Annotated in this window: 16 protein-coding genes and 1 tRNA gene; 8 read left to right on the forward strand and 9 right to left on the reverse strand. The window is 69.5% G+C overall.

The window, feature by feature from the left end; all coding sequences use genetic code 11:
- Positions 1-6 precede the first annotated feature (6 nt).
- From FHR20_RS14870 to FHR20_RS14885, 4 genes are all read right to left on the reverse strand, one after another.
- On the reverse strand, positions 7-375 hold the full coding sequence (locus tag FHR20_RS14870) for an HK97 family phage prohead protease (protein WP_167300341.1): 369 nt from the start codon (positions 373-375) through the stop codon (positions 7-9).
- On the reverse strand, positions 372-677 hold the full coding sequence (locus FHR20_RS14875; RefSeq protein WP_167300342.1) for a DUF6127 family protein: 306 nt from the start codon (positions 675-677) through the stop codon (positions 372-374). Before FHR20_RS14875 ends, FHR20_RS14870 begins: the two co-directional genes overlap by 4 nt.
- 45 nt (positions 678-722) lie before the next feature.
- The gene (locus tag FHR20_RS14880; RefSeq protein ID WP_167300343.1) at positions 723-1,835 is read right to left on the reverse strand and encodes a phage portal protein; all 1,113 of its coding nucleotides are present in this window, start codon (positions 1,833-1,835) and stop codon (positions 723-725) included.
- 394 nt (positions 1,836-2,229) lie between these two features.
- On the reverse strand, positions 2,230-2,994 hold the full coding sequence (locus FHR20_RS14885; protein ID WP_167300344.1) for a DUF1134 domain-containing protein: 765 nt from the start codon (positions 2,992-2,994) through the stop codon (positions 2,230-2,232).
- Between the two features lie 154 nt (positions 2,995-3,148).
- Between FHR20_RS14885 and FHR20_RS14890 the strand changes: the two genes are divergently transcribed.
- The 3 genes from FHR20_RS14890 to FHR20_RS14900 all read left to right on the forward strand — a co-directional run bounded on the left by FHR20_RS14890 (position 3,149) and on the right by FHR20_RS14900 (position 5,918).
- Positions 3,149-3,238: transfer RNA gene (locus FHR20_RS14890), tRNA-Ser, on the forward strand.
- A 195-nt stretch (positions 3,239-3,433) separates the two neighbouring features.
- Complete coding sequence (locus tag FHR20_RS14895; protein ID WP_167300345.1) at positions 3,434-4,219, forward strand: FadR/GntR family transcriptional regulator; 786 nt, start codon at positions 3,434-3,436, stop codon at positions 4,217-4,219.
- 127 nt (positions 4,220-4,346) lie between these two features.
- Entirely contained in the window at positions 4,347-5,918 is a 1,572-nt protein-coding gene (locus FHR20_RS14900; RefSeq protein ID WP_167300346.1) for an aldehyde dehydrogenase (NADP(+)), read from the forward strand.
- Positions 5,919-6,050: 132 nt separating this feature from the next.
- Here the strand turns inward: FHR20_RS14900 and FHR20_RS14905 are convergent, their stop codons facing one another.
- From FHR20_RS14905 to FHR20_RS14920, 4 genes are read right to left on the reverse strand one after another with little or no spacing between them, the layout of a single operon-like run.
- Complete coding sequence (locus tag FHR20_RS14905; protein WP_167300347.1) at positions 6,051-7,091, reverse strand: aldose epimerase family protein; 1,041 nt, start codon at positions 7,089-7,091, stop codon at positions 6,051-6,053.
- 5 nt (positions 7,092-7,096) lie between these two features.
- On the reverse strand, positions 7,097-9,556 hold the full coding sequence (locus tag FHR20_RS14910) for a glycoside hydrolase family 3 protein (RefSeq protein WP_167300348.1): 2,460 nt from the start codon (positions 9,554-9,556) through the stop codon (positions 7,097-7,099).
- Between the two features lie 45 nt (positions 9,557-9,601).
- Positions 9,602-11,122 (reverse strand): ABC transporter permease/substrate-binding protein, encoded by a 1,521-nt coding sequence (locus tag FHR20_RS14915; protein ID WP_167300349.1) that lies wholly within the window; start codon positions 11,120-11,122, stop codon positions 9,602-9,604.
- The gene (locus FHR20_RS14920; RefSeq protein ID WP_167300350.1) at positions 11,119-11,886 is read right to left on the reverse strand and encodes an ATP-binding cassette domain-containing protein; all 768 of its coding nucleotides are present in this window, start codon (positions 11,884-11,886) and stop codon (positions 11,119-11,121) included. The genes FHR20_RS14915 and FHR20_RS14920 overlap by 4 nt, the downstream gene beginning before the upstream one ends.
- Before the next feature lie 55 nt (positions 11,887-11,941).
- Between FHR20_RS14920 and FHR20_RS14925 the strand changes: the two genes are divergently transcribed.
- Positions 11,942-12,721, forward strand: coding sequence for an SDR family oxidoreductase (locus FHR20_RS14925; protein ID WP_167300351.1), 780 nt, complete (start codon positions 11,942-11,944; stop codon positions 12,719-12,721).
- Positions 12,718-13,260, forward strand: a complete 543-nt coding sequence (locus FHR20_RS14930; RefSeq protein WP_167300352.1) for a hypothetical protein — start codon at positions 12,718-12,720, stop codon at positions 13,258-13,260. The genes FHR20_RS14925 and FHR20_RS14930 overlap by 4 nt, the downstream gene beginning before the upstream one ends.
- A gap of 36 nt (positions 13,261-13,296) precedes the next feature.
- Here FHR20_RS14930 and FHR20_RS14935 read toward each other — a convergent pair whose 3' ends face one another.
- Positions 13,297-13,587, reverse strand: a complete 291-nt coding sequence (locus FHR20_RS14935; protein ID WP_167300353.1) for a 4a-hydroxytetrahydrobiopterin dehydratase — start codon at positions 13,585-13,587, stop codon at positions 13,297-13,299.
- Positions 13,588-13,632: 45 nt separating this feature from the next.
- Here FHR20_RS14935 and FHR20_RS14940 point away from each other — a divergent pair, with 45 nt between their 5' ends.
- The 3 genes from FHR20_RS14940 to FHR20_RS14950 are packed head-to-tail and all read left to right on the forward strand — an operon-like array spanning position 13,633 to position 15,223.
- On the forward strand, positions 13,633-14,025 hold the full coding sequence (locus tag FHR20_RS14940; RefSeq protein WP_167300354.1) for a metallopeptidase family protein: 393 nt from the start codon (positions 13,633-13,635) through the stop codon (positions 14,023-14,025).
- Positions 14,022-14,588: a heme ABC exporter ATP-binding protein CcmA gene (gene ccmA, locus FHR20_RS14945; RefSeq protein WP_167299462.1), complete on the forward strand. Its 567-nt coding sequence runs from the start codon at positions 14,022-14,024 to the stop codon at positions 14,586-14,588. Before FHR20_RS14940 ends, ccmA begins: the two co-directional genes overlap by 4 nt.
- On the forward strand, positions 14,585-15,223 hold the full coding sequence (locus tag FHR20_RS14950) for a heme exporter protein CcmB (protein WP_167300355.1): 639 nt from the start codon (positions 14,585-14,587) through the stop codon (positions 15,221-15,223). The genes ccmA and FHR20_RS14950 overlap by 4 nt, the downstream gene beginning before the upstream one ends.

Here is a 15,223-nt window from a genome sequence, read left to right on the forward strand (position 1 = left end):
AAAATGTCAGTCCAGCGCGTGCACCCGCGCCAGCGGCTGCATCGGACTGGCGACCAGGCTCACTTCGATCAGGTCGAGCGCAGTGATCTCGCGCGGCGTGCCGCGGCTCGCCTGCTTCACCCGATAGCCGAAGGAGAGCCCGGTCACCGCGCCGCGCCGCAGCCGCTCGGCCAGCTCCGGCGCCTCGACGCACCCGATCACGCGCAGGCCCCGCCTGTCCTCGCCGATCGCCTCGATCTCGCCCACCGGCGTGCCCCGGTGCTGCCAGAGCAGCGGCACCCGGCGCGCGCCGGCAAAGGCGCCCCGGCGCACCACGTCGCCGCCACGGTCCACCGCGTCGAACACCGCGGCATAGCCGGCGAAGCGCACGCTCACCTGAGCCAGCCCGGAAAGCCGAGCTTCACCGCCAGCCCTACCAGCACCAGCGCCGCCACCATCCGGCCGGCCCATTGAAAGGCCGCCTTGAACGCCGATCGCTTGGCATCGCGCCATGCGCCCAGCAATTCGCGCAGCTCGCTCATGTCCTTGGCGGCGCCGGCATCCTCGAGCCCCAGCCGCGCCAGTGCCCGCTGGGCGCCCAGCGTTCCCGCTTCCTCGGCGATCGCGCGCAGCGTCACCAGCTCGGCGCCTTCGCTCTCGGCGTGGCCGATCAGCTGCGCCAGCATCTCCTCGCTCATCTCTCGTTCCTTTCCGTGCCGGCCCGTTCCCCATCGGCGGGCCAATCAGGGGCGCATGCCCACCATCTCGCGTTTCTCGTCGTCGGAGAGGAAGCCGGCGGCGCTCACCTGCGCCCAGAGCCGCTCGCGATCCTCGGCCAGCGCGGTCACCTGATCCAGGTCCACCGCCAGCGCCGCTTCCGGAAACCAGCCCGCCAGCCCCTCGGCGATCCCGCGCAATAGCTTGCCGGCCAGCGGCAGGATGGCGAGGCGCCACAATGCGCGATTGGCCTCGCGGTAATTGGCATAGGCGGCGTCGCCCGGCAGCCCGAGCAGCATCGGCGGCACTCCAAAGGCCAGCGCGATGTCGCGCGCCGCCGCTGCCTTCAGCCCCACGAAATCCATGTCGGCCGGAGTAAGGCTCAATGCCTGCCATTTCAGCCCGCCTTCGAGCAGCATCGGCCGGCCGGCATTGGCCGCGCCGGCGAATCCGGCCTCCATCTCGCGCTTCAGCCGCTCGAACTGGTCGGGTGCCAGCGCGCTGCCGTCGCCGGGATCATGGACGAGCGCGCCCGATGGCCGCGCCGCATTGTCGAGCAGCGCCTTGTTCCAGCGCGCCGCGGCATTGTGGATCGCCACCGCGCCCGCCGCCGCGCCCAGGCAGCCCAGGCCATAGTGATCGTCGACCGGCGAGAAGCTGCGCAGATGGATCACCGCCGGGCGCCCGGACGCATCCTCCGCCGCCAGCCGTGCGACATTCTCTCCCACCCGGTAGCGATAGGCGACCGGCCAGCCGCGCGCATCGGGTTCCACCGTCACGCGTTCGGGCCGCAGCGCATAGAGCTCGCGCACCGCGCCGCCCTCGTCGGCCAGCACCTGCACATAGCCGTTGCCGTGCAGCAGCAGGTGCGCCGCCAGCGTCTCGATCAGCGGCTGGCCGCCGGAGCGCGCCGTCACCAGCGCGAGCAGCGCGGGGTCGCTTGCAGACAGCACCGCGCTGCCCGCGCCTTCGGCGATCAGCTTCACCGCGCGCTGCGCCACCGGATTGTGGCAATAGGCTTCACGTACCTGCGCTTCGTAGCTGCGCGGCCATTCGCCGATCGCGCCCATCTGGGTTCCCGCGCGCGACAATGCCGGCCGCGCGCCTTCGCGTGCGGACTTCCGCCCGAACCATTTCATGCATCGTCTCCTGAAACCCGGGTGGTCCGCCCCCCGCCGGGAAGCGGCGTGGGTTGAGAACGCAAACACGCCCTCGAGATTGTTTCTGTCCCGATACTATCCGGGATCCCCGACTTCGCGGGGAGGGCGATGGAGACGGTTATGACGGAGAAGGATGGAGGCCGGGGTCAGCCGCCCATCCTCTTCCACAACGCCTCTCCCGACATGAAAAGGGCCGGAAGGCGTTGCCGCCCCGGCCCGACTCGCAATTCTTCAGCGTGCGTTGCTTGTGCCATATCAGCGTTACGATGTCAATCGAAAAGTACCTATCTGGTTCGTTGTGAGATAGGCGAAGTGGCCGGTGCGGAACGGTCCGCGCCGGCGGGTTCGAATGGTCTGCTCCGGGGTCGGCGCCCTAGAAGGGCAGCCAGCGCTTCTTCTCGCTGAACTTCATGTAGCCGGCGTTCACGCCCAGCCGCCAGCCCACGCCCAAGCGGACGGGGATCAGCACCACGTCGCCGCGCCGCAGATAGGATGCCGAGAGGCCGCCGACGAAATAGGCGCGGCCTTCGCCCTGGGGGAAGCGCTTGTACAGTTCCTGGCTGTCGTAGAGATTGTAGACGAGGACGAACACCTTGTTGGCGTCGCCGCCCAGGTCGAAGCCGATCGACGGGCCGGTCCAATAGACTTTCCGCTGGCCTTCGACCTTGTGGAACATCATGCCGGATCCGTAGCGCAGGCCCACGCCCACCGCGCCTGCGGCTTCGCTGCCGGCGATATAGGCGTTGGGCTGGCCCTGGTCCTTGAGTATGTCCTCGATCAGCTTGCCCAGGCCCGATGCGCCCTTGCCGAACACGCCCTCGGCCGCGCCGACCAGCTCGTCGCGCTGATAAGTGGTGGCCTGCTGGCGGGCGCTGCCGCCGGGATTGTACGGGGCCTGGCCGGCGGGCCCCTGGGGCTGTTGCTGGGCCGGATAGGGATCGTCCTGCGCGGGCGGCGCATCCTGGCGCTGCTGCGCGGGGGCGGCATAGGGGTCCTGCGCGGGCGGCGGGGTGTGCAGGTCCGAATCGATCGCGGTGTTGGGGTCGATCGTGGTCATCTGCTGCTGCGCCGCGACGGGCAGGGCGCCCATCGCGAGCGCGGCCGTCGCCGCCGTCAACACCAGATCACGAACGCGCATGGTCGAATTACCCCAGCCCAGCAGATGCCCGATCTATAGAGGGCGCGGCTGTCCCGGCAATGAACGAGCGGCGGATTGAGTCGATTTCACGTCAAGCTGGGCGTTGATTGCCTGGAAACCCCTCGCTATAGCGCTCGCCTTCGAGCCGTTATCCGGAGACGTGGGTGAGTGGCTGAAACCAACGCTTTGCTAAAGCGTCATACGGGAAACCGTATCGAGGGTTCGAATCCCTCCGTCTCCGCCACTCCTTTAAGCTCTTGATTTCCCCCGGTTTCTCCCGGACGCCCCACCGAAGTGGACGCTTGGGCGGGCAGGGTATTTCCGACTCTTCCGGCGATTCGCACGGCTCTTGGCAGTGGGATGCAAAGGGCCTAGGGGTTCGAACCATGCCCAGCTGGCAGACGAAACCTCCCGTCTTCGCCGTCGCCTAGGAAATTCGATGCGAGGCGCTTCCTCCACGCTCACCGAAAAAAAGCCCCGTTCGCGCAAGCCCCGGCCGCGCTCCCTGCGCCTGCACGGCACCGTCGCCCGGACGCTCGGCGTCCGCATCGTCTCGGGCGAGATCGCGCCGGGCGCGATCCTCGACGGCGAGATCGCCGCGAGCGAGCAGTTCAAGGTTTCCCGCACCGCCTATCGCGAGGCGATCCGCATTCTGGCCGCCAAGGGCCTTGTCCATTCCCGGCCCAAGATCGGCACCCAGGTGAGCCCGCGCCGCGAATGGCATCTGCTCGATCCCGACGTGCTCAGCTGGATCTTTGCCGGAGCGCCCGACGATGCGCTGATCGAGAGCCTGTTCGAACTGCGCCGCATCGTCGAGCCCGACGCCGCCCGCCTCGCCGCGCTCCGCCGCACGCCCGAGCAGCTCGCCCGCATGCAGGAAGGGCTCGCAGGCGTCGATCGCCACGGCTTCGATTCCGAGGAGGGGCGATGCTGCGACGAAGCGTTCCACTCGGCGCTGCTCGAAGCTTCGGGCAATGATTTCATCATGTCGCTCACCAGCGGCGTCGCGGCGGCGATCGAACTGACTACCGCGTTCAAGCAGCGGCACCTGCCCGCCCCGCACGACGCGCTGCCGGTCCATCTCGCGGTGCTCGAGGCGATCGAAGCGCAGGATGCCGAACGCGCGCACGATGCGATGGCGCGGCTGGTCGAGCGCGGCTTCCAGGACACCATGGAAGCGCGCAAACCCGCGAACGGCGCCGGCGATCGGCGCCTCGCCCGCTGAGCGCTGTTCCGATCGTCCCGCCGCGCAACTTCGCAGGTGCGCCCGATTGCATTTTGCTATGGCGCTGCCTAAGTCCCGCAAGGGCAATGTTACCGCTAACGTATATCGGAAAGACAGGAGAGCAGGCATGGCGCTGACCGGCGAATTGTTCATTGCATCGAAGCGGGTGCGGCGCGACGGACCGGGCTTCCAGGCGGTTGCCGCTTCGACCGGCACGCCGCTGGAGCCGAGCTTCAGCATGGCAGTGCGAGAAGATGTCGAGGCCGCCGCCGCCGCCGCCGAAGCTGCCTTTCCCGTCTATGCCAACCTGCCGCGCGAGAAGCGCGCCGCGTTCCTCGAGGCGATCGCCGACGAGATCGACGCATTGGGCGAGACGCTCACCGAGCGCGCGATGCAGGAAAGCGGCCTGCCGCACGCGCGCCTCACCGGCGAGCGCGGCCGTACCTCGGGCCAGCTGCGCCTGTTCGCCCGGGAACTGCGCCTCGGCGAGTATCTGCGCGCACGCATCGATCATGCGATCCCCGATCGCCAGCCTGCTCCCAAGCCGGACCTGCGCCTGCGCATGATCCCGCTGGGCCCGGTCGTCGTCTTCGGGGCCTCCAACTTCCCGCTCGCCTTTTCGGTCGCCGGCGGCGACACCGCTTCGGCGCTTGCCGCGGGCTGCCCGGTGATCGTGAAGGGGCACTCCGCACATCCCGGCACTTCGGAGCTGGTTGCCGGCGCGATCGCGCGGGCCGTGGAGAAGACCGGCATGCCCGCGGGCGTGTTCTCGCTGATCAACGGCGCCGGCAACGAGGTCGGCTCGGCGCTGGTCTCCGATCCGCGCGTGAAGGCGGTTGGCTTCACCGGCTCGCGCGGCGGCGGCACGGCGCTGATGAAGCTCGCCGCGAGCCGCCCGGTGCCGATCCCCGTCTATGCGGAGATGAGCAGCATCAACCCGGTGTTCCTGTTGCCGCACGCCCTGGAAGCGCGGGCCGAGGCGCTGGGCAAGGCATATATCGCCAGCCTGACCATGGGCGCCGGCCAGTTCTGCACCAATCCCGGCCTCGTCCTCGCGCTGGAGAGCCCGGCGCTCGACCGCTTCCTGGCAGCGGCGACCGAAGCCGTGTCCGGCGTGGCGGCGCAGACCATGCTCACCCCCGGCATCCTCAAGGCCTATGAGAACGGCGTCGCGCGCTGGGCCTCGGCACCGGGGCTGACTCGGGTTGCCCAGGGCCAGGAAGGTGCGGCCAGCTGCGGTCGCGCCGCGCTGTTCACGATGACCGGCGCGGATTTCATCGCCGATCCCAGCCATGCCGAGGAAGTGTTCGGCGCCGCCTCGCTGCTCGTGCGCTGCGCCAGCCTGGACGAACTGCTCGCGGTCGTCTCGTTGCTCGAAGGCCAGCTTACCGCGACGCTGCACCTCGACGATGTCGATACCGAGACCGCGGCCCGGCTGTTGCCGATCCTCGAGCGGCTGGCCGGCCGCATCCTCGCCAATGGCTGGCCCACCGGCGTCGAAGTCACCGACGCGCAGGTCCATGGCGGCCCGTTCCCGTCGACGGCGGACGGCCGCAGCACCTCGGTAGGCACGCTGGCGATCGATCGCTTCCTGCGCCCGGTCGCCTATCAGGACCTGCCGGCGGCGCTGCTTCCCGCCGAACTGCGCGACGGCGATGCGGGCGTGCCGCGCCGCATCGACGGCAAGCCGACGCTATAGCCTGCTGACCTTCATCCCGCCGGTCGTTCGGCCCGGGCCGCGTGCCGGGCCGCCGCGAAATGCCTCAGGCTGGAGACCTCCCTGCAACCGGAGGTCTCCATGCACTGCCTGATCCTCGCCGCCGATAGGGAATCAGATGCGGAAGGCCGCTTCCACGCCATCCGCCGTCCGGAAGCGGAAGGCGATGTCGTGACGGTAGACCTTGCCGGGATCCAGCCGCGCTGAGGGGAAGTCCGGCCGGTTCGGGCTGTCCGGAAACTTCTGCGGCTCCAGGCACAGCCCGCCGCGCGCCGCATACCCGCGCCCGCTCGTCCCGGGCGCGCCGCCGGCGAGGTGGTTGCCCGAATAGAATTGCAGACCCGGCTCGCCCGAATGGAGGTCGAGCACGCGGCCGGAGCCCGGATCGAACAGAGTCGCCACGCGGCGAAGCTCTCCGTTCGCAGCGTCGATCACGAAATTATGGTCATAGCCCTGGCCATGCCGGAGCTGTTCGTCGTCCGCATCGATCTCCGTGCCGATTCGCCTGGGCATGCGGAAATCGAAGGGCGTGCCGGCCACGTCGGCCAGCGCACCCGTCGGGATCAGCCCGGCGTCGGTTGGCGTGATCCGGCCTGCGGGAATGCGCAGCAGGTGGTCGAGGATCGTCGTCCCGCTGGCTTCGCCGGCCAGGTTGAAATAGGCGTGATGGGTGAGGTTCACCACTGTCGGCGCATCGGTGAACGCGGTCAGGCAGATCGCAAGCCCGTCCGCTTCGATCGCATAGTGCGCCTCGACCGTCAGCGTGCCGGGGAAGCCGTTATGCCCGGCGGGGCTGACATGGCGGAACCTGACCGATTCCTCCGATCGCGCCGCCACTTCCCAGAATTGCTGGTCGAGCCCGAGCGGCCCGGCATGGAGGCTGTTCGCGCCGTCATTCGCCGCGATGCGATGCTCGGTGCCGTCGAGCGTGAAACGCGCCCTGCCGATCCGGTTGGCATAGCGGCCGGTCACTGCGCCGTAGAAGCGCGGCGGCCCGCGATAGTCTTCGAGGTCCGCGAAGCCGAGCACCACGTTCGCCGGCTTCCCCTGGCGATCCGGCACTTCGAGCAGGCGGAGCGCCGCGCCGAGCGTGATCAGTTCGGCGCGATAGGGGCCGCGGGCGATCGCGACCGTCTCGATCGGATCGCCTGCCATCAGGGTCACTTCGCGCCGGGGCAGATCGAGTTGGCGGGATCCGACACGATCCGCGCATCGGACAGGCTGAACGCCAGCGGCCCCGCGGCGCCGATCACCACCGGCGCCGAAACGGCGTTCATGTCGGTGCCGCTGGCCTGGTAGCATTTGAGCAGGATCTTCACCGTGCGCCATTTGCCGGTCTCGCCGGTGAACAGGCCGGTCGCATCGAAGCCCTTGCCTTCGCCCATGGCGAGCGTCACCGGGCCGGTGGCCGCGCGATCGAGGCGATAGGTGAGGGCGAGCGACAGGTCGCCATTGGCCTCTCGCCCCAGGTTGATCGGCTTGCCGCCGATGCGAAGCGTCGCCGGGCCCTCGGGCCAGGACAGCTGCTGTGCGCCTTCCTGCGTCTGCGGCCCGTCGATCGGTGCGCGGGTCACCTTCGAATCGGCGGCGAACGCGAAGGGGGCCGGCGTCACGCCCTTGGCGAAATAGACGCCGGTGTTGCGCGCCGAGGCATCGAAGCCCGGGGCCTCGCCGAGCGTACCGACCTTGCCGGGCTTGGCGTAGCTGAGGCCGTAGCCGAGCGCGAATTGCGGATCATAGCCCGGCTTGCCCTTGTTGAGCGTGAACTGACCGGCGGTCTTGGGCCAGCTGAACGAGAGCGTGCCGTGGAAATCCCTGCGCGGCTTGCCCGCCTTGTCGCCGATGATCACATCGGCCACGCCCGCGCCTTCGCTTCCCGGCAGCCAGGCCGCGACGAACGCATCGGAGGTGTTGATCTCGGGATTCACCCAGAGCGGCCGGCCCGAGAGGAACACCGAGACGGTGGGCACGCCCGCGGCCTTGAGCTTCCCGAGCAGCGCCAGCGCCTGCTTGTCGCCCGGCTGGAACTCGAGGGTGGGGATGTCGCCGCGCATCTCGGCATAGGGCTGCTCGCCGAATATCACGATCGCCACGTCGGGCCTGGTCGAGAAGCTGCCGTCGGGCGAGAGCGTCGCGGTGCCGCCGCCGGCCTTCACCGCCTCGGCGATGCCCGAGAAGATCGTCTGGCCGTTGGGGAACATCGAATTGTCGTTGCCGTCGCCTTGCCAGCTCAGCGTCCAGCCGCCCGTCTGCTGCGCCATCGAATCGGCGCCCGGCCCGGCGACCAATATGTTCGCCGAGGCCTTCACCGGCAGCACGCCCTGGTTCTTGAGCAGCACCAGCGACTTGGCCACCGCCTCGCGCGCGATCGCGCGGTGCTCGGCGCTGCCCAGCACGCCGGCCTTGCCTTCGATCGGACGGGCGGGGTCGAACAGGCCGAGCTTCGCCTTCACGCGCAGGATGCGGCGCACGGCGTCGTCGATGCGGGCCATCGGGATGGTGCCGTCCCGGGCGTGGCGGACGGTGCTTTCGAACAGGCCCTTCCAGCTGTCCGGCGCCATCGCCATGTCGAGCCCGGCGTTGAAGGTGGCGGCGCAATCCTCCTTGGTGCAGCCCGGCACCTGGCCATGGCCGTTCCAGTCGCCGACGACGAAGCCCTGAAAGCCCATCCGGTCTTTCAGCACATCGGTGAGCAGCGACTTGCTCCCGTGCATCTTGGCGCCGTTCCAGCTCGAATAGCTGGCCATCACGGTGAGCGCGCCGGCCTGGATCGCCGGGACATAGCCCTGGGCGTGGACCCTGATCAGTTCGTCCTCGGAGACGCGGGTATCGCCCTGGTCGACACCTTCGAACGTGCCGCCGTCGCCCAGGAAATGCTTTGCCGATGCCGCGACATAGCCCTGCTGGATCCGGTTCTTCGTGCCGGGCTCGCCCTGCAGCCCGCGGATCATCGCGCCGGCATAGGAGCGGACCACCGCCGGGTCCTCCGAATAGCCCTCATAGCTGCGGCCCCAGCGATCGTCCTGCGGCGCGGCGAGGGTGGGGCCGAACGCCCAGTCGGGGCCGGTCGCGGCGGTCTCGACGGCGGTCGCCCTGCCGATCCGGCGGATCAGCGCGGGATCATGCATCGCGCCCAGGCCGATATTGTGCGGGAAGATCGTCGCGCCGATCACGTTGTTGTTGCCGTGCACCGCGTCGATGCCGAAGATCAGCGGGATCGGCCGGTGCTTGCCGTGCGGCTCCATCGCCACCTTGCGAAAGGCCTGGGCGGTCGCGACCCAGGGGGCGGCAGGTGAGCGGTCCGGCGCGCCCAGCGGCGGCGAGCTTCCGCCCGCCAGGATCGAGCCCAGCGGATATCGGCGCAGCTCCTCGGGCTTCATCGCGCCGATGTCCGCCTGGATCATCTGGCCGACCTTCTCCTCCAGCGTCATCTGCGCCATCAGATCGGTGACGAACTTCTCGGTCGCGGGATCGACCAGGCCCTGCGAGCCGGCCGTCGGCCATTTGCCGGGGTGCGCCGTGCTCGCGTCCGACAGCGCTGTCGGCGCATGCTGCGCAAAAGCCGGCGATGCGGCCCAGATGATGGTGGTCGACAGCAGAAGCTTCAGGCCGGGCCGCATTTCACTCTCCTCCTCTTCTTATATTCTGGTAGCGATAACAGGAATTCATCGGGCGAGTCCACGCTCCAGCCAGCGCGCTGCTTCGTCGGGGCTTGCCTTGTCGCTGTCGCGATCGACCATGTAGTTGGCCTGGCGCATCCGCTCGACCGGGATCGCGCCGACGAGCGGCTTGAGGGCCGCCTGGAAGCGCAGGTCGTCGGCCCGGCCGGGGGCGAGCAGCAGGATCGCGTCGTAGCCGGGGATCGCGCCCTTTGGATCGGCCAGTACGACGAGCCCGTCCGCCGCGATCCTGCCATCCGAGGAGAAAGCGGGAATCACGTCCGCGGTGCCGGAGGCGAGCGCGCGATACATGAAGGTCGGCTGATAGGGATGGGCGGACTTGAAGCTCAGGCCATATGCCTTCCGCACCGCCGCCCATTCGGGGCGTTCGAGGAACTCGACATCGGTGGCGAGGTTGAGGCTGCCGGCGACCGGCGCCAGGTCGGCGATACTGGCGATGCCGCGCTTCCGGGCGTCGTCCCCCCGCATCGCAAAGGCATAGGCGTTCTCGAAGCCCAGCGAGCCCAGCAGCGTCACCTTGTGCCGGTCGCGGGCCCAGTCGGCCACGCCGCGCACGATGGCGTCGCGCGGCGGCACGTCGCTGCGCCGCATCTGGTTGGTCCAGATCGTGCCCGAATAGTCGACATAGACGTCGACATCGCCGCTCGCGAGCGCGCTGAAGGCGACCGCGGAACCGAGCCCCTCGCGATAGCGGACCTTGTATCCCGCCGCTTCCAGCCGGTGCCCGATCAGCCGGGCGAGGATATATTGCTCGGAAAAGCCCTTGGCCCCGATGGTTACGGTGCCGCGCGCCGCCGGCAGTGCGGGGACGAGCGCCAGCGCGACGACGACCAGCAACGTGCCGAGGCTGCCCCAGATCAGCCCGCGCTTCCGCTTCGCAATGCCATGCTCGGCCAGTCCCAGCAGCCCGTCCACCGCCAGCGCGAGCGCGGCGGCGGCGATGCAGCCGGTCAGCACCAGCGACCAGTTCTGCGTCTGGAGGCCGGCGAAGATCAGGTCGCCCAGGCTGGGCTGGCCCACCGTGGTCGACAGCGTCGCCGCGCCGATCGTCCACACCGCGGCGGTGCGGATACCGGCCATCAGCACCGGCAGTATCAGCGGAGCCTCGACCAGCCGGAGCTTCTGCGTCGCCGTCATTCCCACGCCGTCCGCCGCCTCGATCACCGCAGGGTCGATGTTCGCCAGCCCGGTCACGCCGTTCCGCAGGATCGGCAGCAACGCGTACAGCGACAATGCGAGCAGCGAAGGCAGGAAGCCCAGCGCAGGAATGCCACCGCCGACCAGGGCCGAAAGCGAGAGCAGGATCGGATAGAAGAGCGCGAGCAGGGCGAGGCTCGGGATGGTCTGGACAAGGCTGGCGAAGCCCAGCGCGATGCGCCCGACCAGCCGGTTGCGCGCCGAGAACACTGCCAGCGGCAGCGCGATCGCCAGCCCGAGCAGCAGCGCGGCCAGCGCCAGCAGCAGATGCTGCGCGAGCAGGTCGGGCACGCGGGCCAGCGCGTTCATTTCTCCAGCTCCGCCAGCCGGTGCGCCTGTTCGCGCGGCACGGCGACCAATGCGTCCGCCACCGCGCCGCCCTTGCCGGCGAGCAGTTCGCGCGGCGTGGCATCGGCGACGATCCGGCCCCGCTCCATCACCAGCACGCGGTCGGCCAGCAACAGCGCCTCCGCCATGTCGTGCGTGACGAGGATGGTGGTGAGCTCCATCCGGTCGTGCAGCGCGCGGATCGCCCTGCCCAGTCCGTCGCGGGTGACGGGATCGAGCGCGCCGAAGGGTTCGTCCATCAGCAATATGCCGGGGCCCGTCGCCAGCGCCCGCGCCACGCCCACGCGCTGGCGCTGTCCGCCCGAAAGCGCGTCCGGCATGCGTCCGGCCATCTCGGGCGAAAGCTCGACCAGCTCCAGCAGCATGGCGACCCGCGCAGCCATGTCCTTCTCGCCCGCCAGCCGCAGCCCGATCGCGATATTCTCGCCCACCCGCATGTGCGGGAACAGGCCGACATTCTGGAAGACATAGCCGATCCGCCGCCGCAGCGCCGGCGCGGGGCCGGCATCCACCGGGGCGTCGCCTACCAGCACCGCCCCTTCGCTCGGGGTGATCAGCCGGTTGACCATCTTGAGCAGCGTCGACTTGCCCGATCCCGAAGCGCCGACCAGCGCCACGAAGCTGCCCGCGGCCACGTCCAGCGACACGCCGTCCACGGCTCTCACGCCCCCCGGCCAGACCTTGCTGACATTTTTGAAGGTAACGGAGCGGCTTTGCTCTGGCATCGCGGCGCTTTGTGCGGGATGAAATGGCAAAGGTCAAAAGAGGAGAGGCGAGGCAATGGCCAAGGCGGCATTCATCACGGGCGGCGCATCGGGTATCGGTTTCGCCGTCGCGAAGAGCCTGGCGGCGGACGGCTGGCTGGTCGGCCTGGCCGATGTCAACGCGGCGGGGCTGGAAGCGGCGAGGGCCGCGATCCCGGGTGCCGAAACCTATGCGATGGACGTGCGCGACCGTGACGCATGGCAGGCCGCGCTTGCCGATTTCGCGGGCAAGAGCGGCGGCCGGCTCGACTTCCTGTTCAACAATGCCGGGATCGCGGTGGGCGGCCAGCTCGAGACCATGTCCGACGCGGACATCGACCGCGGCCTTTCGATCAACATCAACGGCGTCGTCCACGGTGCGCGCGCCGCGCACGACCTGCTCAAGGCGACGCCGGGATCGGCGATGCTCGTCACCAGCTCGGCGGCGGGCATCTCGGGCAATGCGGGCATGTCGATCTACAGCGCCGGCAAGTTCGCGATGCGCGGCTTTGCCGAGGCGCTCAACGCCGAATGGGGGCAGGAGGGCATCTATGTCGGCTCGCTGATGCCGAGCTTCATCGAGACGCCGCTGCTCAATCACGTAACCCAGGATTCGAACCGCAACGTGCGCGAATCGGTGCGCGCCGCCGGACTCGAGATCACACCGGTCGAAGAAGTGGTGAAGACCGTCCGCCACATGCTCGACATCCGCCGCGACGTGCACACCCGCGTAGGCAAGACCGCGCACCGCCTCTGGTTCATGGCGCGCTGGATGCCCGGCACCCTGCGCAAGCTCCAGCGCCGGGCATTCAAGTGAGCAGCCGGGAGGGCCCGGCCTCCCGGCGCCCGATCTTCCACCGGGACCGGATGGAATATTGGGCGTTCGTCGGGCAGATCGTCAGCGCGCTCGCGGTGGTGCTCTCGCTCGTCTTCGTCGGGATCCAGCTCTACGAGAGCAACCGGGTGGCGGCGCGCAGCGAAGCGAACGACACCCAGGCGCAATGGGCGTCCTTCCGCGCCTCGATCTACGGCTCGCGCGACATCGCCGAGATGTTCCGGGCGGGGATGGACGGCAGCCGGCCGCTCGATCCCGCCGACAAGCTGCGCTTCGATTATCTCATGCGCGAGCATGGCTGGGCGACCTATCAGGTCTGGCAGCGCGTCCAGGAAGGGCTGATGCCCAGGGCGCATTACGAGCAGGGCCAGGGCCTGGATTTCGTGCGGGTGATCTGCACGCCCGGCGGCGCTGCCGTCTGGGCCCGGATCAAGGCCGAGCTGCCCAGGCCCTATGCCGCCGACACGGACCGGCTGGCGGCGGACTATGCGCGCGCCGGCAAGCTGCGCTGCGGATCCTAGGCCGATCGCGTCGAGCCGGCCCATCCCGCCGCGATCCTACAGCAGTGCGTCGATCGCCTGCGCCATCTGGATGTCGCGGGTGGAGAGGCCGCCGGCGTCGTGCGTGGTCAGCAGGATGTCGACCTTGTTCCACACGTTCGACCATTCGGGATGATGGTCTGCCTTCTCGGCGAGCAACGCCACGCGGGCCATGAAGCCGAAGGCCTGGTTGAAGTCCTTGAACGCGAAATGCCGGGTGATCGCGTCACGCGCCGGATCCCATTGCCAATCGGGCAGCGCCGCGAGCGATTCCGCGCGAAGTCCATCCGTCAGACGCGCCACCATCATTGCCTCCCTTGCCGTAGCTCCATTGTCCGGCCTATTCCCCCCGGAATGACCGGGCAAGCCCCAGACGCCGCAGCGATCGAGCGCCTTGCCCGCGCCGCCCTCGCACGCATTCCCGAACCGTTCCAGGCGCATCTTGCCGACATCGTGCTCGTGATCGAGGATTTCGCCGATGACGAGACGCTCGACGCCATGGGTATCGAGGATCCGTTCGACCTGACCGGCCTGTATCGCGGCCGGCCGGTGGGCGAGAAATCGGCCTGGGACGGCGTGACCATGCCCGACGAGATCCATCTGTATCGTCGCCCGCTGCTCGACGAATGGGTGCACACCGGCGTGACGCTCGAGGCGCTGATCACGCATGTGGTAGTGCACGAAGTCGGCCATCATTTCGGCCTTTCCGACGACGACATGCACGCGCTGGAAGACTCGGCCGAGTGAGCGCCCTCGCCCTTCGCGGCGTCGCGTGCCTGCGCGGAGGCAGGCTCTTGTTCGAAGGGCTCGACCTTGCGCTCGCGCCGGGCGAGGCGGCGCTGGTCACCGGCCCGAACGGCGCCGGCAAGTCGAGCCTGATCCGCATCGCAGCCGGGCTGCTGGCGCCCGCGGCCGGCAGCGTGACAGGCGAGGGCGCCCGTGCGCTGATGGCCGAAGTGCCGGCGCTCGATCCCGAGCTGTCGCTCGGCGCGGCGCTGCGCTTCTGGAGCGGGATCGACGGCCGGCGCATGGCGGTGGGCGAGGCGCTGGCGGCCGTGAATCTCGCCGATCTCGCCCCAGTTCCCGTCCGCATGCTCTCCACTGGCCAGCGCCGCCGTGCCGCGCTGGCGCGGGTGGTGGCGAGCGCCGCGCCGGTCTGGCTGCTCGACGAGCCGGCCAACGGACTCGACACCGGCTCCGTCGCCCTGCTCGAGGGCCTGATCGCGCGGCATCGTGCCGCCGGAGGCATTGCGCTGGTGGCCACGCATCTGCCCATCGCGCTCCCGCAAGCCCGGATGGTGGCGCTGTGAGCGTCTATGCCGCGATCGTCCTGCGCGAGCTGCGGCGCGCCTGGAGCACCGGCGGGCTGGCGCTGCCGGTCGTCTTCTTCCTGCTCGTCGCGATTCTCTTCCCCTTTGCGGTGGGCCCCGATGCGGCGTTGCTCGGGCGCATCGCGCCGGGAGTGATCTGGGCGGCGGCATTGCTGGCGGCGCTGCTGCCGGTCGAGCGGCTGGTAGCGCCGGACCTGGAGAGCGGCGTGCTCGATCAGCTGGCGGTGCGCGGGCTGCCCGATGCCGGTGTCGCTGCCGCCAAGGTGGCGGGCCATTGGCTGGGCTTCGCACCGGCGCTGCTCGCCGCCACGGTGATCGCATCGGGCCTGCTCCAGCTTCCCGGCGAGGCACTGGCTCCGCTGCTGATCGCGTTGCTGATCGGCACGCCGGGGCTTGCCGCACTGGGCGTCGCTACCGCCGCCTTGGTCGCGGGATTGCGCGGGGCAGGGGCGCTGGCGGGGCTGGTGATGCTGCCTTTTGCCGTGCCGCTGCTGATCTTCGGCGCCACCGCCGGGCAGCCGGGCGCGCTCAAGCTGCTCGGCGCGGTGAGCCTGTTGCTGGTGGCGGGCTGCCCGTTCGTGGCGGGCGCGGCGGTACGGATGGGGCGGGGCTGA

It is taken from the genome of Sphingomonas leidyi (genome assembly GCF_011761945.1).
Classification (GTDB): domain Bacteria; phylum Pseudomonadota; class Alphaproteobacteria; order Sphingomonadales; family Sphingomonadaceae; genus Sphingomonas; species Sphingomonas leidyi.